The organism is Albidovulum denitrificans (assembly GCF_002973535.1).
Lineage (GTDB): Bacteria > Pseudomonadota > Alphaproteobacteria > Rhodobacterales > Rhodobacteraceae > Albidovulum > Albidovulum denitrificans.
The window spans coordinates 833,284-854,421 of record NZ_PVEP01000001.1 but is presented as its reverse complement, the minus strand read 5'-3'; the positions used below and the strand labels follow the sequence as shown (position 1 = coordinate 854,421).

General features: G+C 65.9%; 21 protein-coding genes. 11 read left to right on the top strand and 10 right to left on the bottom strand.

All coding sequences use genetic code 11. The features are described 5' to 3' along the window. The first annotated feature begins 47 nt into the window (after positions 1 to 47). Positions 48 to 386, top strand: coding sequence for an ArsC/Spx/MgsR family protein (locus LX70_RS04160; RefSeq protein WP_105513231.1), 339 nt, complete (start codon positions 48 to 50; stop codon positions 384 to 386). 46 nt (positions 387 to 432) lie between these two features. Here LX70_RS04160 and LX70_RS04155 read toward each other — a convergent pair whose 3' ends face one another. From LX70_RS04155 to LX70_RS04135, 5 genes are all read right to left on the bottom strand, one after another. Next, positions 433 to 639 carry a cold-shock protein gene (locus LX70_RS04155; RefSeq protein WP_105513230.1) on the bottom strand — a complete coding sequence of 69 codons (207 nt, stop codon included), beginning with the start codon at positions 637 to 639 and terminating at the stop codon, positions 433 to 435. Positions 640 to 785: 146 nt separating this feature from the next. Next, positions 786 to 1,349: a DoxX family membrane protein gene (locus LX70_RS04150; RefSeq protein ID WP_105513229.1), complete on the bottom strand. Its 564-nt coding sequence runs from the start codon at positions 1,347 to 1,349 to the stop codon at positions 786 to 788. Beyond that, entirely contained in the window at positions 1,343 to 2,089 is a 747-nt protein-coding gene (locus LX70_RS04145; protein WP_105513228.1) for an HvfC/BufC N-terminal domain-containing protein, read from the bottom strand. Before LX70_RS04145 ends, LX70_RS04150 begins: the two co-directional genes overlap by 7 nt. Further along, positions 2,086 to 2,940 carry an MNIO family bufferin maturase gene (bufB, locus tag LX70_RS04140; protein ID WP_105513227.1) on the bottom strand — a complete coding sequence of 285 codons (855 nt, stop codon included), beginning with the start codon at positions 2,938 to 2,940 and terminating at the stop codon, positions 2,086 to 2,088. The genes LX70_RS04145 and bufB overlap by 4 nt, the downstream gene beginning before the upstream one ends. Positions 2,941 to 3,009: 69 nt before the next feature. After that, complete coding sequence (locus LX70_RS04135) at positions 3,010 to 3,306, bottom strand: BufA1 family periplasmic bufferin-type metallophore (RefSeq protein WP_105513226.1); 297 nt, start codon at positions 3,304 to 3,306, stop codon at positions 3,010 to 3,012. Positions 3,307 to 3,473: 167 nt separating this feature from the next. On the opposite strand from LX70_RS04135, the gene LX70_RS04130 reads away from it, so the two are divergent. Both LX70_RS04130 and LX70_RS04125 read left to right on the top strand, forming a co-directional pair. Then, positions 3,474 to 4,019, top strand: a complete 546-nt coding sequence (locus tag LX70_RS04130; protein WP_105513225.1) for a sigma-70 family RNA polymerase sigma factor — start codon at positions 3,474 to 3,476, stop codon at positions 4,017 to 4,019. Then, positions 4,016 to 4,654, top strand: a complete 639-nt coding sequence (locus LX70_RS04125; RefSeq protein ID WP_105513224.1) for an NrsF family protein — start codon at positions 4,016 to 4,018, stop codon at positions 4,652 to 4,654. The genes LX70_RS04130 and LX70_RS04125 overlap by 4 nt, the downstream gene beginning before the upstream one ends. Positions 4,655 to 4,669: 15 nt before the next feature. Here LX70_RS04125 and thrS read toward each other — a convergent pair whose 3' ends face one another. Further along, positions 4,670 to 6,616, bottom strand: a complete 1,947-nt coding sequence (gene thrS, locus LX70_RS04120; RefSeq protein ID WP_105513223.1) for a threonine--tRNA ligase — start codon at positions 6,614 to 6,616, stop codon at positions 4,670 to 4,672. A gap of 159 nt (positions 6,617 to 6,775) precedes the next feature. Between thrS and LX70_RS04115 the strand changes: the two genes are divergently transcribed. Then, complete coding sequence (locus LX70_RS04115; protein ID WP_105513222.1) at positions 6,776 to 7,531, top strand: alpha/beta hydrolase; 756 nt, start codon at positions 6,776 to 6,778, stop codon at positions 7,529 to 7,531. After that, complete coding sequence (locus tag LX70_RS04110; RefSeq protein ID WP_146111541.1) at positions 7,524 to 8,504, top strand: alpha/beta hydrolase; 981 nt, start codon at positions 7,524 to 7,526, stop codon at positions 8,502 to 8,504. The genes LX70_RS04115 and LX70_RS04110 overlap by 8 nt, the downstream gene beginning before the upstream one ends. A 4-nt stretch (positions 8,505 to 8,508) precedes the next feature. Here LX70_RS04110 and phaZ read toward each other — a convergent pair whose 3' ends face one another. Then, complete coding sequence (gene phaZ, locus LX70_RS04105; RefSeq protein WP_105513220.1) at positions 8,509 to 9,789, bottom strand: polyhydroxyalkanoate depolymerase; 1,281 nt, start codon at positions 9,787 to 9,789, stop codon at positions 8,509 to 8,511. Between the two features lie 98 nt (positions 9,790 to 9,887). On the opposite strand from phaZ, the gene LX70_RS04100 reads away from it, so the two are divergent. The 5 genes from LX70_RS04100 (at position 9,888) to LX70_RS04080 (ending at position 16,353) form a co-directional block, all read left to right on the top strand. Continuing rightward, positions 9,888 to 11,681: a PHA/PHB synthase family protein gene (locus tag LX70_RS04100; protein WP_105513219.1), complete on the top strand. Its 1,794-nt coding sequence runs from the start codon at positions 9,888 to 9,890 to the stop codon at positions 11,679 to 11,681. 135 nt (positions 11,682 to 11,816) lie between these two features. Beyond that, positions 11,817 to 12,266, top strand: coding sequence for a Phasin (locus tag LX70_RS04095; RefSeq protein ID WP_105513218.1), 450 nt, complete (start codon positions 11,817 to 11,819; stop codon positions 12,264 to 12,266). Between the two features lie 1,008 nt (positions 12,267 to 13,274). After that, the gene (locus LX70_RS04090) at positions 13,275 to 14,723 is read left to right on the top strand and encodes a DUF4153 domain-containing protein (RefSeq protein ID WP_105513217.1); all 1,449 of its coding nucleotides are present in this window, start codon (positions 13,275 to 13,277) and stop codon (positions 14,721 to 14,723) included. Then, positions 14,720 to 15,397 carry a response regulator transcription factor gene (locus LX70_RS04085; protein WP_105513216.1) on the top strand — a complete coding sequence of 226 codons (678 nt, stop codon included), beginning with the start codon at positions 14,720 to 14,722 and terminating at the stop codon, positions 15,395 to 15,397. Before LX70_RS04090 ends, LX70_RS04085 begins: the two co-directional genes overlap by 4 nt. After that, positions 15,394 to 16,353 (top strand): sensor histidine kinase, encoded by a 960-nt coding sequence (locus LX70_RS04080; RefSeq protein ID WP_245884928.1) that lies wholly within the window; start codon positions 15,394 to 15,396, stop codon positions 16,351 to 16,353. The genes LX70_RS04085 and LX70_RS04080 overlap by 4 nt, the downstream gene beginning before the upstream one ends. A 234-nt stretch (positions 16,354 to 16,587) precedes the next feature. Here LX70_RS04080 and LX70_RS04075 read toward each other — a convergent pair whose 3' ends face one another. Continuing rightward, on the bottom strand, positions 16,588 to 17,394 hold the full coding sequence (locus LX70_RS04075) for a class I SAM-dependent methyltransferase (protein ID WP_105513215.1): 807 nt from the start codon (positions 17,392 to 17,394) through the stop codon (positions 16,588 to 16,590). A 386-nt stretch (positions 17,395 to 17,780) separates the two neighbouring features. Here LX70_RS04075 and phaR point away from each other — a divergent pair, with 386 nt between their 5' ends. After that, the gene (phaR, locus tag LX70_RS04070; protein WP_105513214.1) at positions 17,781 to 18,362 is read left to right on the top strand and encodes a polyhydroxyalkanoate synthesis repressor PhaR; all 582 of its coding nucleotides are present in this window, start codon (positions 17,781 to 17,783) and stop codon (positions 18,360 to 18,362) included. Positions 18,363 to 18,423: 61 nt separating this feature from the next. Here phaR and LX70_RS04065 read toward each other — a convergent pair whose 3' ends face one another. After that, complete coding sequence (locus tag LX70_RS04065; RefSeq protein WP_105513213.1) at positions 18,424 to 19,626, bottom strand: DegT/DnrJ/EryC1/StrS family aminotransferase; 1,203 nt, start codon at positions 19,624 to 19,626, stop codon at positions 18,424 to 18,426. A gap of 120 nt (positions 19,627 to 19,746) precedes the next feature. Beyond that, complete coding sequence (locus tag LX70_RS04060) at positions 19,747 to 21,105, bottom strand: glutamine synthetase family protein (protein ID WP_105513212.1); 1,359 nt, start codon at positions 21,103 to 21,105, stop codon at positions 19,747 to 19,749. Positions 21,106 to 21,138: the final 33 nt, after the last annotated feature.

Here is a 21,138-nt window from a genome sequence, read left to right as displayed (position 1 = left end):
TTGGCGACGGGCGCGGATTCGGGGGCGTGAGAGGAAGGCGGGGGACAATGGCGGCGACGACGATTCTCTACGGGCTTGGCACCTGCGACACCTGCCGCAAGGCGCGCAAGGCGCTTGAGGCGGCCGGGCAGGCGGTGGCGTTCCGCGACGTCCGGGCGGAGCCGCTGGCCGCCGAGGACCGGGCGCGCTTTCTGGCGGCGTTCGGTGAGGCGCTGGTCAACCGCGCCTCGACGACCTGGCGGGGGCTGGATGCGGGCGAACGTGAGAAACCGCCCGAGGCACTGCTGGCCGCGCATCCTACGCTGATGAAACGCCCGGTGATCGCGCGCGGCGAAAAGCTGTGGCTTGGCTGGAGCAAGGCCGTGCAAGCCGATGTTCTGACATGAAAAAACGGCCCGCAAGGGCGGGCCGTTCTTCCGAAAATGCCTGCGATCAGAGCAGTTTCAGGTCGCCCGCCGAGGAGCGGCCATCACGGCCAGACTGCATCTCATAGGAAACCTTCTGATTGTCGGCGAGCGTCTTCAATCCCGCGCGCTCGACAGCCGAGATGTGTACGAACACATCCTTGCCGCCATCGTCGGGCGCGATGAAGCCGAAACCCTTCGTCGTGTTGAACCATTTGACGGTGCCGGTGGCCATCCGTTCCTCCTAAGTCATGTTCCCCGGACATCATTGCCCGAGGCCGTGCAGCCAGTCCTTCAGGTCTTCCGGCTGCCCCATGACGAGGGAGGCGGGGTAGAAAGTCTGCGTCACGCAGGGAAATGATCGCAATTTCCTGGAAAAAATCAAGATTGTTGCGTGGGGGGCGATAGCGGCCGGGACCGCGCCAGAACCCGGTCCAGCGATAGCGGCCCCGCACCAAGGAAGACCAGCGTCAGAAGGAGCGTGACCCAAAGCGCCCTCTGGTCAAGGATCAGCGAGGCCGACGCCGCATCGAACCAATGGCCGAGGTCGTCGCCCGCGACGCCGTGGCCGTAGATGTCGGTCAGGCTTTGCACGACCACGAAGCCGGTCATCCCCAGCGCGGCAAAGCGGGTCAGAAGACCCAGCACGATCAGAAGCGGCAGCAGGAACTCTGCCCACATGCCCGCCACCACCACCGCCCAGTGGAAAAGGCCAAGCTGCGCGAAGTCATAGCCCGCAGCTTCGACCGCCTTGGGGAAGATCTGGATATAGGCCCCGTCGGAAGGGCGCAAAAAGCCGAAAAGGCCGGGGCCAAGCTTGGTCAGCGCCGAGGACCAGAAGTAGAACAGCAGCACCCCCGCGAAGACCAGCCGCGACAGGGTGGGCAGGACCGCGGGCGCGGCGGCGGAAAGGCGGTGGGTCAGGCGGTCATAGGTCGTCAGCATGGGGCGGTCTCCAGCGCGATGTCGGTGATGGCGGCGCCGGACAGCAGGATGCCCAGCGTCGCGGTCAGGTCGAAGTCGGGCGTGGCGGCAAGCGCCTGGCCCAGGGGGTGTCCGGCTTGCAGCAGGCTCAGGAACCCGGCGGCGTGGTCGGGCAGCACCTGCGGCGCGGGGTCGAAGCCGGGGCGCAGGATCACCACGTCCTCGGCCCGCCTTTCACGCGGCATCGGCGCGTCTTCCGCATTCGCGGCCCAGATCGCGTGGATCGGCCATCTGGATCGCACAATGCGCATGGCGGGGGCGAAGCTGATCCGGGCCGAAAGGAAATCTGCCTCGGGCAGCGCGGCGAGGCGGTCGGCGGGGACGGGGGCGGCATCGGCGGCGTGGTAGGCCTCCCGCAGGGCCAGTTCCAGCCGCGCGATGTCGGGCAGGTAGCCCAGATGCGCGACCGGCGGGAAAGCCGCCAGAAAGCCCGGCATGTCGGCGCCATAAAGCATCAGCATCGGTGACCGGGGCGGGTGGGCGCGGACATGTGCGATGGCCATGGCGGTGAAGAATTCCTCGCCCACCAGCTTGCGGATCACCGGGAAGGCCTGCCGCAGCGCCTCGGTCAGCGAGGCGGTGACATTGTTGCGGTAGACGTCGAAGCGTGACCCGGCGGGGCGGCCCTCGGGGTCCGTCACGCCGGGCGGGACGGGCCGGTCCGGGTCCAGAAGGGCGGCGCGGAAGGCGGACTGGTTCATGCCGCCACCCGGTTCAGGATTTGCGCGGCGCGGGCGGCCTCGGCGGCCAGAACGGGCCAGTCGGGGACGTCATTGTCCCATTCGATCAGCGTGGGTTTCGCGCCCGAGGCGCGTATCGTGCGGTCGTAAAGCGCCCAGACCGGATCGGTCACCTCCGAGCCATGCGCGTCGATCAGCAGGGCCGCGCCGGTATCGTCGGCCTGCGCGTCATGCCCGCCCAGATGGATCTCGCCCACATGGTGATGCGGGAAACGGTCGATATAGTCGTTCCAGCCGGTCTTGCGGTTGGTGCAGGAGACATAGACGTTGTTGACGTCAAGCAGCAGGCCACAGCCGGTACGCGCGGCGATCTCGGTCAGGAAGTCGATCTCATCCAGGTTCGTTTCGGTGAAATCGACATAGACGGAGGGGTTTTCCAGCAGCATCCGCCGCCCCACCGCGTCCTGCACCCGGTCGATATGGCCGACCACCCGCGCCAGTGTCGCGTCGGTATAGGGCAGGGGCAGAAGGTCGTTCAGGAACTCCGCCCCGTGGGTGGACCAGGCGAGGTGTTCGGAAAAGCTTGCCGGGTTCAGCCAGTCGCAAAGCCTTTTCAGGCGCGCGAGGTGATCGGGGTCCAGCGGCCCTTCGCCACCGATGGAGAGGCCGACCCCGTGGACGGAGATCGGGAAGCGTTCGGCAAGGTGGCGCAGTTGCGCCAGAGGACGCCCGCCATCGCCCATGTAATTCTCGGCATGAACCTCAAGCCATCCGACCGGGGCGGGGTTTTCCAGAATGTCGGTGAAATGCTGCGGCTTGTAGCCGACGCCCGGTTTCGCGGGCAGGTCCGGTCTGGTCTTGGCGTCGAACATCCTGCGCCCCCTCATGCTTTCGGTGAAAATCCCCCCGGCGGGTGGCGCCGGGGGAGGGTTTCGGCAGGTTCAGCCCTGCGGCAGGTCGCGGTCGAGCGCTTCGAGAGAGCCCATGCGGCCATCCGGCAGTTCCATCGTCATGCAGGTCCCGGCCGGAACCAGCTTGAAGGAATTGCCCTGATAATCGACCTTCGAGGTGCCGGCGCAGGTCGTGCCGGGGCCGGCGGCGCAATCGTTCTGACCGGCCAGCGAAACGCCGTAGCACTTTTCCTTGGCCTCATCGGCGGCCGCCGGGGTGGCGAAATGCGCGGTCAGAGCGGCGGCGAGCGATCCGGCGACGGCGAGGGTCTTGACGTGATAGGACATGGAAGTCTCCCTTTGATGTTACGCGGTGCCGCCAGCGCGGCATCCGTACAAAGCTCTTCGTCCGGGGGCGGGGCGGCGTTACCGGCCCTCACGAAGGGGTGATGGCGGATGCCAAATCGGGCGGCGGGGTGTAACAATTCACCGCGCTGAGACGAATGGAGTGGGGAATGGAGAACCGGGAGTCCCGCTGGGCCGAGCTGTTTCGCCGCGGGAACCGCGGGGATGGTGCTGCCTATCGGACCTTCCTGACCGAAGTGACGCCGGTCCTGCGCCGTATCGCCGCCGCGCGCTCCCCCGGCCTGTCGGCGGAGATCGAGGACATCGTGCAAGAGGTTTTGATGGCGATCCACGGCAAGCGGCACACCTGGCGCGAGGGTGAGCCGGTTCTGCCCTGGCTATACGCCATCGCGCGTTACAAGGCGGCGGATGCCTGGCGCAGGCGCGGGCGGCCCTCCGTCCCGGTCGAGGATCTGGCGGAGATATTGGCCGATGAGCGTTCGGGCGATCCCTCTGCCGCGCGGGACCTTGGTCAGTTGCTGGCGGGGATCGACACGCGGTCGGCCGGGATCGTGCGGGCCATCGGCATCGAAGGGGAAAGCGCGGGGGAGGTCGGCGCGCGCTACGGCATGACCGAAGGCGCGGTGCGCGTGGCCTATCACCGCGCGATGGCGCGGCTGCGCGGGCTGGCCGACGGGAAAGAGGAACGGGAATGAAGACCGAGGATCTGATCAGCCAGTTGGCCGGGGAACCCGTCGCCGCGCAGGGCGGTGTCGAGCGCCGCGCCGTGACCGGACTTGGCATCGGCTTTCTGATCGCGCTGGCGCTGTTCCTGCCGGTTCTGGGGCCGCGCCCGGATTTTCTGGAGGTTGTGCAACGGCCCATCGTCGCGGTGAAGACGATCCTGCCGCTGCTCCTTGGCCCGGTGGCGCTGCTGCTGGCCTTGCGGTCGGCGCGGCCGACGACGCCTGCCCCGGCGGGGATAGGGGCGCTCTGGCTCTGGCCCGCCATGGCGCTTGCGCTCTTCCTCTACGCCTTCGCCACCACGGCACCCGGCGCGCGCGCGGTGGCTTTCCTTGGCCATTCGATCCCGATCTGCCTGCCTGCCATCGTGGTGCTGGCGGCGCCGATCCTGATCGCGGTCTTTCGCGCGCTGAAGGACGGCGCGCCGACGCGGCCCGCGCTTTGCGGGGCGCTGGCGGGGCTGGCGGCGGCGGGCTTTGCGACCGCGCTCTATTCCACCTTCTGCAATGAGGATTCGCCGCTCTTCTACGCGGTCTGGTATTCGCTGGGGATCGGCATCGTCACCGCCGCCGGGGCGGTCGCGGGGGGGCGTTACCTGCGCTGGTGAACGCCCCCGGAAGGCTTAGCGAAGGTCGGGCGGGGTCGCCTCATCCCGGAACAGGGTGACGGCCTCCTCCAGCGACAGCGTTTCGGTCTTCGTCTCACCCAGACGGCGGACGGAAACGGTGCGCTCCTCGACCTCTTTCATGCCGATGGCGAGGATGACCGGCACCTTGCCCAGCGAATGCTCGCGGACCTTGTAGTTGATCTTTTCGTTCCGGGTATCGGCCTCGGCCCTGAGGCCCGCCGCGTTCAGCTTCGCCGTGACCTCGGTCACATAGTCGTCGGCATCCGAGACGATGGAGGCGACGACGACCTGACGGGGGGCCAGCCAGAAGGGCATCTTGCCCGCGTAGTTCTCGATCAGGATGCCAAGGAAGCGCTCGAAGGACCCCAGGATCGCGCGGTGGAGCATGACGGGGCGGTGCTTTGCCCCGTCCTCGCCGACATATTCCGCGCCGAGCCGCACGGGCAGGTTGAAGTCGGCCTGGAAGGTGCCGCACTGCCATTCGCGCCCGATCGCGTCGGTCAGCTTGAAGTCGAGCTTCGGGCCGTAGAAGGCGCCTTCACCGGGGTCGATCTCATAATCGTTCGTGACCTTGCGCACGGCGTTTTCCAGCGCCGCCTCGGCCTTGTCCCAGATTTCATCCGACCCCACCCGAACGTCGGGGCGGGTGGAAAGCTTCACGTCGAACTTGGTGAAGCCAAGGTCGCGGTAGATCGAGGACAAAAGCCCGATGAAGCCCGCGCATTCGGCCTCGATCTGGTCCTCGGTGCAGAAGATATGGGCGTCGTCCTGCGTGAAGCCGCGCACCCGCATCAGCCCGTGCATGGAGCCGGAGCTTTCATAGCGGTGGCACGATCCGAATTCGGCCAGACGCAGCGGCAGGTCGCGGTAGGATTTGAGGCCCTGATTATAGACCTGCACATGGCAGGGGCAGTTCATGGGTTTGAGCGCGTTTGTCCGCTTTTCCTTCGCGCCTTCCTCGTCCACCTCGACGATGAACATGTTCTCGCGGTAGGCCTCCCAGTGGCCCGACTTTTCCCACAGGATGCGGTCGACGACCTGGGGGGTCTTGATCTCCTTATACCCCGCGCGGCGCAGGCGGCGGCGCATGTAATCTTCCAGCGCGCGGTAGATCGTCCAGCCGTTCGGGTGCCAGAAGACCATGCCGGGGGCTTCTTCCTGAAGGTGGAAAAGCTCCATCTCCCGGCCCAGCTTGCGGTGGTCGCGCTTGGCGGCCTCTTCCAGCATGGTCAGATGCGCCTTCAGATCCTCGCGGTTCTTGAAGGCGACGCCGTAGATGCGCTGGAGCTGCTTGTTGCGGTGATCGCCGCGCCAATAGGCGCCCGCGACGCTCATCAGCTTGAAGGCGTCGGCGGGAAGCTGGCCGGTGTGTTGCAGGTGAGGCCCGCGGCAGAGGTCCTGCCAGTGACCGTGCCAGTACATGCGCAGGGGTTCGTCGCCGGGGATCGCCTCGATCAGTTCGACCTTGAAGGGTTCTTCCTTGCGGACATAATGGTCGATGGCGCGCGCGCGGTCCCAGACCTCGGTCTTGACCGGGTCGCGTTCGTTGATGATCGCCTTCATTTCCTTTTCGATCGCGCCCAGATCCTCGGGCGTGAAGGGTTCATCCCGGTCGAAGTCGTAATACCAGCCGTTCTCGATCACCGGGCCGATGGTGACCTTCACCTCGGGCCAGAGCTTTTGCACGGCGCGGGCCATCACATGGGCGAAGTCGTGGCGGATGAGTTCAAGCGCCTGCGCGTCGTCCTTCATCGTATGGATGGCGATCTGCGCGTCACCCTCGATCGGCCATTGCAGGTCCCAGTGTTTGCCATCGACACTGGCCGAGATCGCGGCCTTGGCAAGCGAGGGCGCGATGGATTGCGCCACCTCGGCGGGCGTCACGCCCTTGGCGTAGTCACGGCTGTTGCCATCGGGGAATGTCAGGGAAATCTGGGTCATGGCCCATGCTCCTCGTCGGTTTGGCGCCCACGGAACGCCCGGTTGCGGGTTATGTCTGGGCGGTATTTCAGGGATCGGGGCGCCGTTGTCAACGGCCGGGGGTTCCACCCCCGGACCCCCGGGAGTATTTGTCGCAACGAAGAAGTGAAGGGGGACATCATGAGCGGCATTCTGGAGACGCCCGAGGGACGGCGGATCGCCTATGACCGGATCGGGGGCGCGGGGCCGGGGGTGGTCTTTCTGGGCGGGTTCCGGTCGGACAAGGAAGGCACGAAGGCGCTGGCGCTTGAGGCCTGGGCGAAGGCGGCGGGGCGGGCGTTCCTGCGGTTCGACTATTCGGGGCATGGGTCGTCCTCGGGCGATTTCCTCGACGGTGCGATCGGCGACTGGTTCGAGGACGCGCGGGCGGCAATCCTTGGCCTGACGGAGGGGCCGCAGGTTCTGGTCGGCTCTTCGATGGGGGGCTGGATCTCGCTTCTGATGGCGCGGGCGCATCCCGAGAAGGTGGCGGGTCTGGTGACCGTGGCGGCGGCGCCGGATTTCACCGAGGACGGGATGTGGGGCGGGTTTTCCGACGACCAGCGCCGGGCGCTGATGGAAGAGGGGCAGGTGGCGCTGCCCTCGGACTATTCGGATGAGCCCTATATCATCACAAGGCGGCTGATCGAGGAGGGGCGCGGGCGGCTGGTGCTGCGCGCGCCCTTGTCGCTGCCGATGCCGGTCAGGATGTTGCAGGGGACGGCGGATGCCGATGTGTCGGTCGATGTGGCCCTGCGGCTTCTGGATCATGCCGAGGGCGGGGATATGCGCCTGACGCTGGTCAAGGGCGCCGATCACCGGTTTTCGACGCCGGAGTGCCTGAAGCTGATCGAGGTTTCGGTGAAGAAGGTGGTCGAGCGGGCGCGGCATGGCTAGGGCGTTGCGCGTCCTTCTTGCGCTTGTCGCGGCGCTGGCGGTTGCCGTGGCGGCGGTGGTCCTCTGGGGGCCGCGCGAGCCGCTGGACCTGATCCCCGCTTTCGACGCCGCCGCCTTGCCCGCCGATCTCGATCCCTATCTTGCCGAGCGCGAGGCGGTGGTGGGCGGGATCACGCCGGGCGCGGAGAAGCGGATCGTCTGGGCCGGGGCGGCGGGCGCGCGGACGCGCTGGGCCGTGGTCTACCTGCACGGCTTTTCCGCCACGTCAGAGGAAATCCGGCCGGTGCCGGACCTTGTGGCGCAGGGGCTGGGCGCGAACCTTTATTTCGCGCGTTTCGCGGGGCATGGGCTGGGCGGCGCGCGTTTTGCCGGGCCAAGCGTCAATGACTGGATGATCGACGTGGCCGAGGCACTGGCCATCGGCCAGCGGCTGGGGGAACGGGTGCTGGTCATCGCGACATCGACCGGCGGTACGCTGGCGGCGGAGGCGGCGGTGCAGCCGGATCTGGCGGCGCAGATGGACGGGATCGTCTTCGTGTCCCCGAATTTCGGCCTTCGGGGCGGATTGGGGACGGTGCTGAGCCTGCCCTATGCCCGGCTCTGGGCGCCTTGGGTCGCGGGGCGGGAGCGGTGTTTTACGCCCGAGACTGCGGCGCACGCGATGTTCTGGACCACCTGCTATCCGACCGTGGCCCTGATCCCGATGGCGGTGGTGGCGCGCCATGCGGCGGCAGTCGACTATTCCGGCGTCACGCTGCCTGCGCTGTTCCTTTATTCCGGCGCCGACATGGTTGTCTCACCCGCCGCAACGGGGCGGGTGGCGGCGGGCTGGGGCGGGCCGGTGGCGGTGGAGAAGATCACCGTCGGGCCGGGCGACGATCCCTATTCGCATGTCATCGCGGGCGATACGCTCAGCCCTTCCATGACCGCGCCGGTGGCGGCGCGGGTTCTGGACTGGGCAGGGGGTTTGTGATCCCTCAGACGGCGCGGATCTTGGCCTTGGCGGCCTTTTTCCGCGCCGGGCGGTCGCCGCTGTTCTGGTCGATGAAGCGCAGGACCAGCGGGCGGATATTCTCTCGCCAGGACTTGCCGGCGAAGATGCCGTAATGGCCCGCACCGGGTTCCAGATGGCTTGCCTTCATCGCCTCGGGCAGCCCGGTGCAGAGGTCGAGCGCGGCCTTGCACTGGCCGGGGGCAGAGATGTCATCCTCTTCGCCCTCGACGGTCTTGACGGCGACATCGGTGATGGCGCCGATATCGACATGGCGCCCTTCGACCGTGAAGGTGTTTTGCGCGATCTCGCGGTTCTTGAACACCCGTTCCACCGTCGAAAGGTAGAACTCTGCCGTCATGTCCATGACCGAGAGGTATTCGTCGTAGAAGCGGTTATGGGCGTCGCGTTCCGAGGCCTGCCCCTGCGAGGCGCGCAGGATCTGGTCCGAGAAGGCCTGCGCGTGGCGGTCCATGTTCATTGAGATGAAGGAGGCGAGTTGCAGAAGGCCCGGATAGACCAGACGCCCGGCACCGGCATATTTGAAGCCCACCCGCTGGATGGCGAGGTGTTCAAGCTGCCCCATGGTCAGGCGGCGGCCGAAATCGGTGACTTCGGTCGGTGCGGCGTCGGGGTCGATCGGGCCGCCGATCAGGGTCAGGGAGCGCGGCTGCGCCTCGGGGTCGACACCGGCGAGGTAGGCGGTCGCGGCAAGGGTCAGCGGCGCGGGCTGGCACACGGCGACGACATGGATGTCGGAACCGAGGTGGCGCATGAAATCCACCAGGTAAAGCGTGTAATCCTCGACATCGAACTTGCCCTCGCTGACCGGAATGTCGCGGGCGTTGTGCCAGTCGGTGACATAGACGTCGCAATCGGGCAGCAGGCTTGTCACGGTGGAGCGCAGGAGCGTGGAGTAATGCCCCGACATGGGCGCCACCAGTAGGACGCGGCGCTTGCTTTGTTCACGCCCGAGGACGCGGAAGTGGATCAGGTCGCCGAAGGGGCGGGTGACGAGGGTCTCGATCTCGACCAGGTGGTCGCGGCCATCCTCGCCCACCACGGTGCGGATGCCCCAGTCGGGCTTGATGACCATGCGGGCGAAGCTGCGTTCGGTGATGCGGCCCCAGGCCGACATGACCTTGAACATCGGATGTGGCACCAGGCCCCAGACCGGATAGGAGGCCATCGCGCGGGCCGAGGCGCCCAACCACTCATTCGTGTTGCGCGTGCTCTCCATCAGATCATACGAGAACATACTCTTCATCGCGTTTCCCCTGGCTTTCCGATAGGCACAGCCCGCTTTACCCAAGGGCCAAAGCAAGGCTATGCTGCGATGCAGTAAGGTAGGGAGGAAATGGGGCGATGGCAACAGAAGTTGAAGATGGCCCTTCTGAACAGAACAAAATGAACGAAAATATCGCGCGGATGGAAGATTTGACCCAAAGGCTGGTCAATGCCCTTTCGCACCGGCGTGCGCCCAACCCGGCGGTGGAGGCGCCGGGCAACGCGCTTTACGCCCGTGCGCTGGCCGGGTTCTGGCAGGAAGCCGCCGATAATCCCGCCAAGCTGATCGAGCAGCAGGCGGCCTATTGGGGCCAGACGCTGCGCCATTTCGCCGATATCCAGAAATCCATGCGCGGCGGTTTCAAGGACATGCCGCCCGACCCCTCGCCGAAGGACCGGCGCTTTTCCAACCCGCTCTGGGACAGCCATCCCTATTTCAACCTCATCAAGCAGCAGTATCTGCGCAACGTCGATGCGGTGGACCGCGCCGTGGCCGGGCTTGAGGGGTTGAAGCCCTACGAACGCAAGCGGGTGGAGCATTTCGCGCGGCAGATGATGGACATGGTCGCGCCGACCAATTTCCTTGCCACCAACCCCGACGCGCTGGAGCGCGCGGTGGAGACCGAGGGCGAAAGCCTTGTGAAAGGGCTTGAGAACCTTGTCCGCGACATCGAGGCGAACCGGGGCGATTTCCTGCCCACGCTGGCCGACCCGGAGGCGTTCGAGCTTGGCCAGAACATCGGCGCCACCGAAGGCTCGGTCGTGTTCCGCAACCGGATGCTTGAGCTGATCCAGTACAAGCCGACGACCGAGAAGGTGCATGAAACGCCGATCGTGATCTTCCCGCCCTGGATCAACAAGTTCTACATTCTCGACCTGAAACCCGCCAACAGCCTGATCCGCTATATCCTCGATCAGGGCTATACGCTCTTCATCGCAAGCTGGAAGAACCCCGACCGCAGCTATGCCGATGTCGGGCTGGACGACTATGTCGAGGACGGCTTCATGGCGGCGATCGAGGCCGTGAAGAAGATCACCGGGCAGAAGAAGGTGAACGCGGTCGGCTACTGCATCGCCGGGACGGTGCTGACGCTGACCTTGGCCGTGATGGCCAAGCGCGGTGACACGTCGGTCAAGTCCGCCACCTTCTTCACCACGCTGACGGATTTCTCCGATCCGGGCGAGGTGTCGGTTTTCCTCGACGACGATTTCGTCGACGGGATCGAAAAGCAGGTGGAGCGGGACGGCTATCTCGACCGCTATTTCATGGCGCGGACCTTTTCCTTCCTGCGCTCCAACGATCTGATCTATGGCCCGGCGATCCGCAACTACATGCTGGGTGAGGCGCCGCCTGCCTTCGACCTGCTGTTCTGGAACGGCGACGGGACCAACCTTCCCGCGCGCATGGCGGTCGAATACCTGCGCTGGATCTGCCAGGACGACCAGCTGGCGCGGGGGCGGGTGTCGATCCTTGGCGAAACGCTGTCGATGGCCGACATCAAGCAGCCGCTTTTCGCGGTATCGTGCGAGGGTGACCATATCGCGCCGTGGAAGGGATGCTTCAGCGGGTTCCGGCAATACGGGTCGAAGGACAAGACCTTCATCGTCTCGGAATCCGGTCATATCGCGGGCATCGTGAACCCGCCCAGCAAGGGCAAGTACGGCCATTACACCAATGACGGCCCGCTTGAGAAATCCGACACCTGGCTGGCGACCGCGGAGTTTCACAAGGGTAGTTGGTGGCCGCGCTGGCTGGACTGGATGGAACAGCGCGCGGGCAAGATGGTGAAGGCGCGCGAGATAGGTGAGTCGGGCTTCCCCGAACTGGAGCCAAGCCCCGGACTTTACGTTAGGGAACGCCCAAGCGTCTGACCCGGCACAGGAATTTCTGGCCTTACAGGTTTTTGCTGCATTGCAGCGAAGCCTCTTGAAATGCTGCGGTGCAGCATGTATATGTCAGTGCAGAAATTCATCGGGCCGCCATCCGGCCCAACCAGGAGACCAGAGATGCAAAAGACCCAGGACTTCAGCAAAGTCATGCAGGACATGGCCGCTTCCTTCCCGTTCGACGCGAAAGCGTTCCAGGACACCTTCAAGACCTCCGCCGTTCTCGGCGAGAAGATGACCAAGGTTGCCCTTGAGGCCGCCGAGAAGTCGAACGAGATCTCGTCCAAATGGGCGAAAGAGACGATCGCCAAGGTCGGCTCGCTCGCCAAGGTTCGTGAAGAGCCGACCGACTACTCCAAGGCGGTGAGCGATTTCGCTTCGGCCGCTGCCGAGATGGCCGCCGAAAACCTCGCCGCCTTCGCCGAAGTCGCGAAGAAAGCGCAGATGGAAACGGTTGAGCTGATGCTGGCCGCCGGCAAGGACTTCTCCGAGGACGCGACCGCCGCGGTCAAGAAAGCCTCGACCGAAGCCACCGCGGCCGCGAAGAAAGCCGCCGCTTCGGTGAAGTGATCGACGACTGAGATAGACCGCCGCATTCCTCCCTGTCGGACGGTCAAACTGCGGGCGCCCCATCGGCGCCCGCTTTTTCTTTTTGGGGAGGGGGCGCGACGCCGCACCGTGGCCCGTCGCGTCCTGGCGACGGTGATGGAGGAGGACGGGGAGGCCCCGTGCTTCGGCGTCCCGGACCTCTTCTTCCGGTGGCGGAGGTCCCGGATCAAGTCCGGGACGCTGCCGCCTGACACCCCCGCCGCGCGTCGTCGGCCGGGGGCGGCGTTTGTCACCGCGGTGGACGAGAGGGCGGGAAGGTCTCGTGCCTTGCCGTCCCGGACCTGCTCCGGGGCCTCTTCTTCCGGCGGTGGAGGTCCCGGATCGTGTCCGGGACGCTGCCGCCTGACGCCCCCGCCGCGCGTCGTCGGCCGGGGGCGGCGTTTGTCAGCGGCGGTGGAGGAGGAGGGCGGGAAGACCTCGTGCCTTGCCGTCCCGGACCTGCTCCGGGACCTCTTCTTCCTGCGGCGGAGGTCCCGGATCAAGTCCAGGATGGTGCCGCCTGACGCCGCCGCCGCGCGTCGCCGGCCGGGGGCGGCGTTTGTCAGCGGCGGTGGAGGAGGAGGGCGGGAAGACCTCGTGCCTTGCCGTCCCGGACCTGCTCCGGGACCTCTTCTTCCGGCGGTGGAGGTCCCGGATCGTGTCCGGGACGCTGCCGCCTGACGCCCCCGCCGCGCGTCGTCGGCCGGGGGCGGCGTTTGTCAGCGGCGGTGGAGGAGGAGGGCGGGAAGACCTCGTGCCTTGCCGTCCCGGACCTGCTCCGGGACCTCTTCTTCCGGCGGCAGCGTCCCGGATCAAGTCCGGGACGGTGCCGCCTTCACCACCTGCGCGCGCCCATCCCGGCGCCGCCCCATCCCCGGCGCCCCCCCTCTCTGCACAAATCCTGCACGGCTTCTGGTCCGACCCTGCGCGGCCCCTGCGCGATCCATGGGGAAACGGAAGACAAAAGGGGACTGGACGGTGGAGAGAGCTATGGTCATTCGCGGCCTGCCGCGCGGGCTGGCGCGGGACGCCTGGTGGTTCGGCGCCGATGAGGGCGGGGGCGGTACGCTCCGGGCCGGGGACGGGGCGGGCGAAGGTGGCGCGGGCCGGGGCAGGGGGTTGGCGCTCTTGCTGCTTTTGTTGCTGGGCGATCTTTTGTTCTTCGGCCACCCGCCGGGCCTGTCGCTGGCGCTTTACGCCGTCGCGATCTTTGCCGTGGCGGCGGCGTTCCGGCGGCCGGGGGCGCCGCTTCTTGGTCCCGCACTTGTGGTGATCGCCGGGGCGCTGCCGGTTGTCGAATATGCGCAGTTCCTCGCGCTTCTCTTCCTTGTGGCGGGGCTGCTGGCCGGGATCGTCTGGATGCATCGGGGGCCGGGGGCGGGGATGCCCGCCGCCATGGTCGCGCTTCTTGGCCGGGTGCCGACGGCGGGGCCGCGCGCGCTGGGGACGGCGTGGCAGGGCGCGCTGCGCCGAAGCGGCAAGGGCAGCGCGGCGCGCGCCTGGCTGCGGGCCTGGGCCGTTCCCCTGGGCGGCGTCCTGATCCTGATCACCCTTCTGGCGGATGCCAACCCGATCCTTGCCGGCTGGCTCGACGGGCTTTTGCGCTTTCAGCCCGATCTTGGCGTGATCCTGCGCCGCACGCTTCTGTGGTCCGGGCTTGGCCTGATCGTCTGGCCGCTTCTCGACCCCGCGCCGCTGGTCCTGACAGAGAAGGCGCGTTCCCCGCGCGCCCAGCTGCCGGGCCTCAATCCGCAATCGGTCTCCCTTGCGCTGGTCCTCTTCAACCTGGTCCTCGGGGTGCAGACGGTGCTGGATCTCGCCATCCTCTGGGCCGGGGGGAGCCTCCCGGACGGGATGAGCCATGCCGAATACGCCCATCGCGGCGCCTATCCGCTTTTGGCGACCGCGCTTCTGGCGGGCGCCTTCGCCCTTGCCGCCCGCCCCTGGCTTGAGGAACGCCCGGCGCTGATGCCTCTGATGGCGCTGTGGCTGGGGCAGAACGTGCTGCTTTGTCTCTCGGCACTCTTGCGGTTGTGGCTTTACGTTGAGGCCTTTGGCCTGACCTATCTGCGACTTTACGCCGCGATCTGGATGGCGCTGGTGGCGGCGGGGCTGGTGCTGACCTTCTGGCAGATCCGGCAGCGGCGGGCGAATAGCTGGCTGATCCTGCGGGCGGCGGCGCTGGGGGTGGGGACGCTTTACCTTTGTACCTTCATCAATTTCGGCAGCCTGATCGCCGCGCATAACCTGGCGCAAGGCGCCAATCGCGACAGCTTCTACCTTTGCGAGCTGGGCGAAACCGCGGCGGCGGAACTGGTCTACGCCGACGTTCCCTGCGCCCTCGATATCCCGGAAACCTATGGCTGGCGCGATTGGGGCTTTCGCAAGTGGCGCATATCCCGCAGTTTGCAGGCGCAAAGATACGGGGCCGGGCTATGAAGATCCTTGTTGTCGACGACGATCCGCGTCTGCGTGAGGTGGTCACCATCGCGCTTGAGCGTGCGGAGTTCAGCGTCGTCACCGCCGCCGACGGCCAGCGCGCCCTGACCCATGCGGCGCGCGAGGCGCCGGATCTGATCGTCCTTGATATCGGCCTGCCCGAAATCGACGGGCTTGAGGTCTGCCGCCGCCTGCGCGCCCGCTCTGACGTGCCGGTGATCTTCCTGACCGCGCGGGATGATGAGATCGACCGGGTGGTGGGGCTGGAGCTTGGCGCCGACGATTATGTGACCAAGCCCTTCTCGCCGCGCGAGCTTGTGGCGCGGGTCCGTGCCGTCCTGAAACGCACGCGGGGCGCCGCCGCCGCCCCGGCGCTGAACCACGGGGTGCTGACGCTTGACCCCGCCGCGCATCATTGCCGCGTGGCGGGGGTGGAGGTCGCGCTGACCGCGACCGAGATGCGCATCCTCGGCCAGCTGATGCGGCGGCCGGGGATCGCCATCGGGCGGGCGCAGCTTATCACCCAGATCTGGGGCGCGGGGACGGAGCTGTCGGACCGCACGCTGGACAGCCATCTGCGCAACCTGCGCGCCAAGCTGTCGGTCGCGGGCTGCGACACGGCGATCGAGACGGTCCACGGCGTCGGTATCCGGCTGGGGACCTGCGCCGCATGACGCGCAGGTGGCGCCCCTCTCTCTGGTTCGTCCTTGGCGGCGCGATGGGCGGCACGCTGGGCCTGTCGCTGATCGGCCTCGTCATCTTTCGCTACCTCGGCCCGGTGATCGGCTTTGGCGAGGCGGCGATCCTTCTGGGCGCGGCCATCGGGATTTTGACCGGGGCGCTCTGGCTGATCCTTGTCCGGCTGCTGCAACGCCCGGTCACCGGCCTTGCCGCCTATGCCGCCGCCGTTCGCGCCGCCCCCGATGCCGCGACGCCGGAACCCGCCCATTTCGGCACGCGGGAGCTGCACCGCATGGCGGTGAACGTGATCGACATGGCCGGAACGCTGGCCGATCGCGAGGCGACGATCCGCAGCTTCACCGACCATGTGACGCATGAACTGAAGACCCCCGTCACCGCCATCCGTGCCGCGACCGAACTGCTTGAGGATGACCCGGCGCTGTCGCCCGGCAACCGCGCGCTGGTCGGTCAGATTGCCGGGGCGGGTGAGCAGATGCAGCGCCAGCTTGCGGCGTTGAGGGAGCTTGCCGCCGCACGCGAGGTGCCGCTTGGCGGCGGCGGGCGGCTGGCCGATCTTCTGCCCTCGCTTGGCGCCGACCACCCCGGCTTGCAGGTCACCGCCGGGGGTGCCGAACGCCCGCTGCCCCTGTCGCCGGACGTGCTGGGCATCGTCCTGCGCCACATGGCCGACAATGCCGCCGCCCATGGTGCGCGCGCGCTGCGGCTGACGGCGGATGCCGAGGGCCTGACCATCGCGGATGACGGCAAGGGCATCTCACCGGGCAACCGGGCGCATGTGTTCGAACCCTTCTTCACCACGCGCCGCGAGAGTGGCGGCACCGGCATGGGGCTTTACATCGTCGCCCGGCTTCTCAAAGCGCAAGGGGCCGAGATCGCGATAGCCCCCACGCCCAGCGGCACGACCTTCCGCATCACCTTTCCCGGCTGACCGCGACGGGTGCGGGGGCGCACGGTCTTTGCCTCCACATCCGCCCAGGGCGTTGATTTTGGGTGTCGGTGCCTTGGCCCGAAACAGACGTTTTTTCATCGGCGGCCCGAAGGCTTGCCATCTCGTCCTGAGCCCGGACGCGGCCATCGGGGTCCAGCGCGACGGATGGTGGCTATGAGGCCAAGGTGCCGGATGCTGCAGATGACACCAATGGCTGTTATAGCAACCGTCGCATTAAGCCGCTCGACCCGAAAAGACGACACTGGGCATAGGCAACTTGTAAACTCCATCTGAGAGATACGGTGCTGTCGCCTTGTCGAGCTCATTTCGGATTTTGTTCTGCACGTCCGCTTCTTGCCGATCCACAATAAGGGGCACGCGGACACCGAATTTCATGAAGAAGTCAAAAAAACTGGGCCCCGGTGCATGCAGAACATTCTCGACGATCTCGGATTTGATGTCGGTAAACCCTGCGCGTCTCATCATCGCAGAAACGTAGGTCGCATCGGACAATTCATATGCGTTCGGCGCAGGGTCCGCTCGTGACATATCTGCGTGTCGCTCCAAAACGTCGAACAAGAGCCGGTAGCACTCCGAACGGTCAGGTCCGAGCCACTGGCTAAACACGAACCTTCCATTCGGTTTGAGAACCCGTCGAGCCTCGGACATCGCCTTTTCCGGGTCGGTGACGTGAAACAGAACGATGTTGCTCAGCACTGCGTCAAACGTTTCGTCCTGCGCTGGCAAATCTTCTACGTCAGCTACAGAGAAATTGATGTCTGGAAATTGATCTTTCGCTTGCTCAACCATCCTTTCTGAGAAGTCGATGCCTTCGGCGACAGCGCCAAGGAGTTTTGCATTCGCGGCGACAAAGCCGGGCCCACAACCGGCGTCAAGCACCTTTGCACCGGGGAAAAGCCTTGCGTGGTCTAGAAGCTTTGGAATGGTCTGAAGCGTCGCTCGGGCCGTAGCGTCACCGTACAGTTCCGCGCGTGTCGACCATCCATGGCGTTCGCCGTTTCTAAATGCTGAATAGTCCATGAAACTTCTCCTAAGTATGAGGAGAACACAGTCGTTTGTTTGCTGACAATCCTAAAACGGACTTTGGATTTACAAGGACAAAGGTTCGCTTCGTCCGCATAGCGGGACTTCGCTCCGCCATGAACGAATGTCCGCAGCCGGTGCCGGGGCAAGTCACCGCGGTGCGCCCCTCTCCCGCAAGGCCATCGAACGGCGACTTCTAGCCCACACCTGCGGGCCGCTCCGCTACCGTCTGCATGACATCGCCCACCGACGCCGCATAACGCCCCCGCGGGAAGGCCGGGGCAAAATGACACGGCCCGGTTGCGGTACTTCTTTTTGTTGTGTTTTTTGCATCGCGGCCTAATCTCGCTGCAATGCCGAAACCTGACGGAGGGAGAACAGCCATGGCGGAGGACGCGAAACCGCTCCTGATAAAGCGCTACGCCAGCCGGCGGCTCTACAACACCGAGACGAGCGACTATGTCACGCTTGAGGATATCGCCGCCTTTATCCGCGACGGGCGCGAGGTGACGATCGTCGATCTAAAATCGGGCGACGACCTGACGCGGCAATACCTGCTTCAGATCATCGCCGAACATGAAAGCCGGGGCGAAAGCGTGCTGCCGGTCGATGTGCTGACCGATCTTGTGCGCAGCTACACCACGCAGGCGCAAAGCGTCGTGCCGCAATTCCTGGCCGCCAGCTTCGAGATGCTGCGCGAGGGGCAGTCGAAGATGATGGAGAACCTGTCGACCTTCCCGAACCCGATGGCCTCCATGCCCGGCTTCGAGGCGCTGCAACGTCAGCAGCAGGCGTTTCTGCGCTCCATGATGGGCGGGATCGCCGGATCGTCCGGGCCGCAGATGGAAGAAGATGACGGCGCCGAGGCGAAGCCGAAAGGCAAGGGTAAGGCGCCGGAGGCCGACGACCTCGCCCAGATCAAGAAGCAATTGGCCGAGTTGCAGACCAAGCTGTCGAAGATGTAGCGGATACGCCCCGGCCGCCGGGCCGGGAGCCTGCCCCGGCCTTTGAGCCGGGGCCTTTCCCTCAGCCCGCCTGAACCTCCGCCGCTGCCGCGATCAGCCCCTTGGCGATGGCGTCAAGCTCTGCCTCGGTCAGCCGGGTCGGGATGCGCAGGTCGCAGGCCCGCATCAGCATCGCCCGCGTCTTCGGCAGGTCCGGCAGATCGCCAAGGAACTGCCAGTTCCAGTAGGCGCGGGCGTTGTCTTTCGACAGGCCGAAGACCTGCACCTTCACGCCATGCCGGCCGGCGGCGTCCTGAAAGGCCAGCGCGCTGTCGTCGCTGTCAAACCCGCGCAGCAGGAATTGCAGCGAATCCGGGGCGCGCACCTCTTGCGGCAGGGCGGGCGGCACGTCGAACCACGGGTGTTCCATCAGTTGCGCCGCCACCCGGTCATGCCCGCGCCGCCCGGCCGCGACGCGGGCGGCGATCTCGGGGATCTGCGGGCGGATCACGGCGGCGGACAGGTTCTGCATCCGCATGTTGTAAAGCGGCAGCTTGTTTTGCCAGTGAAGGAAGCTGTTCTGAAGGCCGGGATGCTTCTTCCAGTTATGCTCATAGGCGCCCGACATGATGATGGCGCGGGCCGCAAGCTCGGGATCGTCGGTCACGAACATGCCGCCTTCGCCCGCGTTCACCAGCTTGTAGGACTGAAAGGAAAAGCAGCCGATCTTGCCGATGGTGCCGATGTTCCGGCCCGACCATGTGGTGCCAAGCGAATGGGCCGCATCCTCGATCACCGGGATGCCCTTCGCCGCACAGGCCGCCATGATCGCGTCCATGTCCGAGGTGTGACCGCGCATATGGCTGATGAGGACCGCATCCGCGCCGTCCAGCTTGGCGTGGAAATCGTCAAGGTCGATCCGCAGGCTTTCGCCGACCTCGACCAGGACCGGCACGCAATCGGCATGGACGACGGCGGAGGGGACGGCGGCGAAGGTGAAGGCCGGGATCAGCACGCGCGCGCCGCGCGGCAGGTCGAGCGCCTTGATGGCAAGGAAAAGCGCGGCGGAACAGGAGGATACCGCCAGCGCATAGCGCACGCCCAGATGCGCCGCGAACTCTGCCTCAAGCCGGGCCACCGGCGCGCCTTCGGGCGCGGTGTAGCGGAACAGGTCGCCCGATTGCAGCAGCCGCTCGATTTCCTCGCGCGCGGCGGCGGGGATCGGTTCGGCCTGATAGACATCGGGGGTTTTCGCCGGATGAAGCGTCAGAGTGTCAGGGGCCATTGGTTTGCCTTTTTGAAACTGCCGATTTCGGATTTCCTTACCTTACGGCGGCAGAAAAGGCCACAGGCCGCCCGCGGGCGGCCCGTGAATTTTCGGTGACAATCCGCCGCGGGCGGGCCGTCAGACGTTCAGCAGAAGATGTTCGCGTTCCCAGGGGCTGATGACCTGAAGGAACTCCTTGTATTCGTTCCGCTTCACCGCCTCGTAGATGTCGCAGAACTCCGGCGTCAGCGCCTCGCGCACCGGCGCGCATTCCGAGAAGAGGTCAAGCGCATCGCCCAGCGTCGTCGGTATCTCATCGGCGTTGATATAGGCGTTGCCGGTATTTTCCGGCCGCGGCATCTTTTTCTCAACCAGCCCGAGATAGCCGCAGACCAGCGTCGCGACGATGCCCAGATAGGGGTTGCAATCCATCCCCGGCAGGCGGTTTTCCAGCCGCCGCGCGGCGGGGTCCGAGATCGGGACGCGCAGGCCCGTCGTGCGGTTGTCCCGGCCCCATTCAAGGTTGATGGGGGCCGCGAAGTCGGGGACATAGCGGCGATAGCTGTTCACATAGGGCGCCATCAGGGCGACCACGGCGGGCAGGTAGTTCTGCATCCCGGCGATGAAATGCATGAAGGCGTCGGTTTCATGCCCCTTGGCATCGGCAAAGATGTTGCGGCCGGTCTTGATATCGACGACCGACTGGTGAATGTGCATCGCGCTGCCCGGTTCGCCCTCGATCGGCTTGGCCATGAAGGTGGCGAAGCAATCGTGACGCAGGGCTGCCTCGCGGATCAGGCGCTTGAAATAGAACACCTCGTCGGCAAGCTGGATCGGGTCGCCATGGCTGAGGTTCAGTTCCACCTGACCGGCGCCGCCTTCCTGCACGATGCCGTCGATCTCGAACCCCTGCGCCTCGGCGAAATCATAGATGTCGTCGATGACGCGGCCGTATTCGTCGACGGCGGACATGGAATAGGCCTGGTTCGCCATCATCCGGCGGCCCGAGCGGCCCACCGGCGGGATGATCGGCTGGTTCGGGTCGAGGTTGCGGGCGACGATGTAGAATTCCATCTCGGGCGCGACGATGGGTTTCCAGCCCTGATCGGCGTAAAGCTGCACGAGGCGCTTGATGACGTTGCGAGGTGCCATGGCGACCGGGTTTCCGGCCTGATCGTTCACGTCATGGATCACCTGAAGCGCGGCATCGGCCGACCACGGCACCGCCGTCGCGGTGGAGAAATCGGGGACCAGGACCATGTCGGGCTCGGTGAATTCGCTTTCATCGGGCATGTCGGCATAATCGCCGGTGATAGTCTGCGCGAAGATCGAGTTCGGCAGGTGGAAGAACGCCTGCTTGGCGAATTTCGACGCCGGCATCGCCTTGCCCTTGGCGACGCCCGCAAGGTCGGCGACGAGGCATTCCACCTCATCCAGGCGGCGGCCTGAGATATAGTCGCGCGCGGCTTCGGGAAGTTTGTCGGTCCAGTCGGACATGAATCACACTGTGTTCGGTTTCTGGGATCGGTT

Excerpts from the sequence above, each read along its gene's own strand:
- LX70_RS04160 (WP_105513231.1), top strand. The coding sequence starts at position 48 with ATGGCGGCGACGACGATTCTCTACGGGCTTGGCACCTGCGACACCTGC.
- LX70_RS04155 (WP_105513230.1), bottom strand. The coding sequence starts at position 639 with ATGGCCACCGGCACCGTCAAATGGTTCAACACGACGAAGGGTTTCGGC.
- LX70_RS04150 (WP_105513229.1), bottom strand. The coding sequence starts at position 1,349 with ATGCTGACGACCTATGACCGCCTGACCCACCGCCTTTCCGCCGCCGCG.
- LX70_RS04145 (WP_105513228.1), bottom strand. The coding sequence starts at position 2,089 with ATGAACCAGTCCGCCTTCCGCGCCGCCCTTCTGGACCCGGACCGGCCC.
- bufB (WP_105513227.1), bottom strand. The coding sequence starts at position 2,940 with ATGTTCGACGCCAAGACCAGACCGGACCTGCCCGCGAAACCGGGCGTC.
- LX70_RS04135 (WP_105513226.1), bottom strand. The coding sequence starts at position 3,306 with ATGTCCTATCACGTCAAGACCCTCGCCGTCGCCGGATCGCTCGCCGCC.
- LX70_RS04130 (WP_105513225.1), top strand. The coding sequence starts at position 3,474 with ATGGAGAACCGGGAGTCCCGCTGGGCCGAGCTGTTTCGCCGCGGGAAC.
- LX70_RS04125 (WP_105513224.1), top strand. The coding sequence starts at position 4,016 with ATGAAGACCGAGGATCTGATCAGCCAGTTGGCCGGGGAACCCGTCGCC.
- thrS (WP_105513223.1), bottom strand. The coding sequence starts at position 6,616 with ATGACCCAGATTTCCCTGACATTCCCCGATGGCAACAGCCGTGACTAC.
- LX70_RS04115 (WP_105513222.1), top strand. The coding sequence starts at position 6,776 with ATGAGCGGCATTCTGGAGACGCCCGAGGGACGGCGGATCGCCTATGAC.
- LX70_RS04110 (WP_146111541.1), top strand. The coding sequence starts at position 7,524 with ATGGCTAGGGCGTTGCGCGTCCTTCTTGCGCTTGTCGCGGCGCTGGCG.
- phaZ (WP_105513220.1), bottom strand. The coding sequence starts at position 9,789 with ATGAAGAGTATGTTCTCGTATGATCTGATGGAGAGCACGCGCAACACG.
- LX70_RS04100 (WP_105513219.1), top strand. The coding sequence starts at position 9,888 with ATGGCAACAGAAGTTGAAGATGGCCCTTCTGAACAGAACAAAATGAAC.
- LX70_RS04095 (WP_105513218.1), top strand. The coding sequence starts at position 11,817 with ATGCAAAAGACCCAGGACTTCAGCAAAGTCATGCAGGACATGGCCGCT.
- LX70_RS04090 (WP_105513217.1), top strand. The coding sequence starts at position 13,275 with ATGGTCATTCGCGGCCTGCCGCGCGGGCTGGCGCGGGACGCCTGGTGG.
- LX70_RS04085 (WP_105513216.1), top strand. The coding sequence starts at position 14,720 with ATGAAGATCCTTGTTGTCGACGACGATCCGCGTCTGCGTGAGGTGGTC.
- LX70_RS04080 (WP_245884928.1), top strand. The coding sequence starts at position 15,394 with ATGACGCGCAGGTGGCGCCCCTCTCTCTGGTTCGTCCTTGGCGGCGCG.
- LX70_RS04075 (WP_105513215.1), bottom strand. The coding sequence starts at position 17,394 with ATGGACTATTCAGCATTTAGAAACGGCGAACGCCATGGATGGTCGACA.
- phaR (WP_105513214.1), top strand. The coding sequence starts at position 17,781 with ATGGCGGAGGACGCGAAACCGCTCCTGATAAAGCGCTACGCCAGCCGG.
- LX70_RS04065 (WP_105513213.1), bottom strand. The coding sequence starts at position 19,626 with ATGGCCCCTGACACTCTGACGCTTCATCCGGCGAAAACCCCCGATGTC.
- LX70_RS04060 (WP_105513212.1), bottom strand. The coding sequence starts at position 21,105 with ATGTCCGACTGGACCGACAAACTTCCCGAAGCCGCGCGCGACTATATC.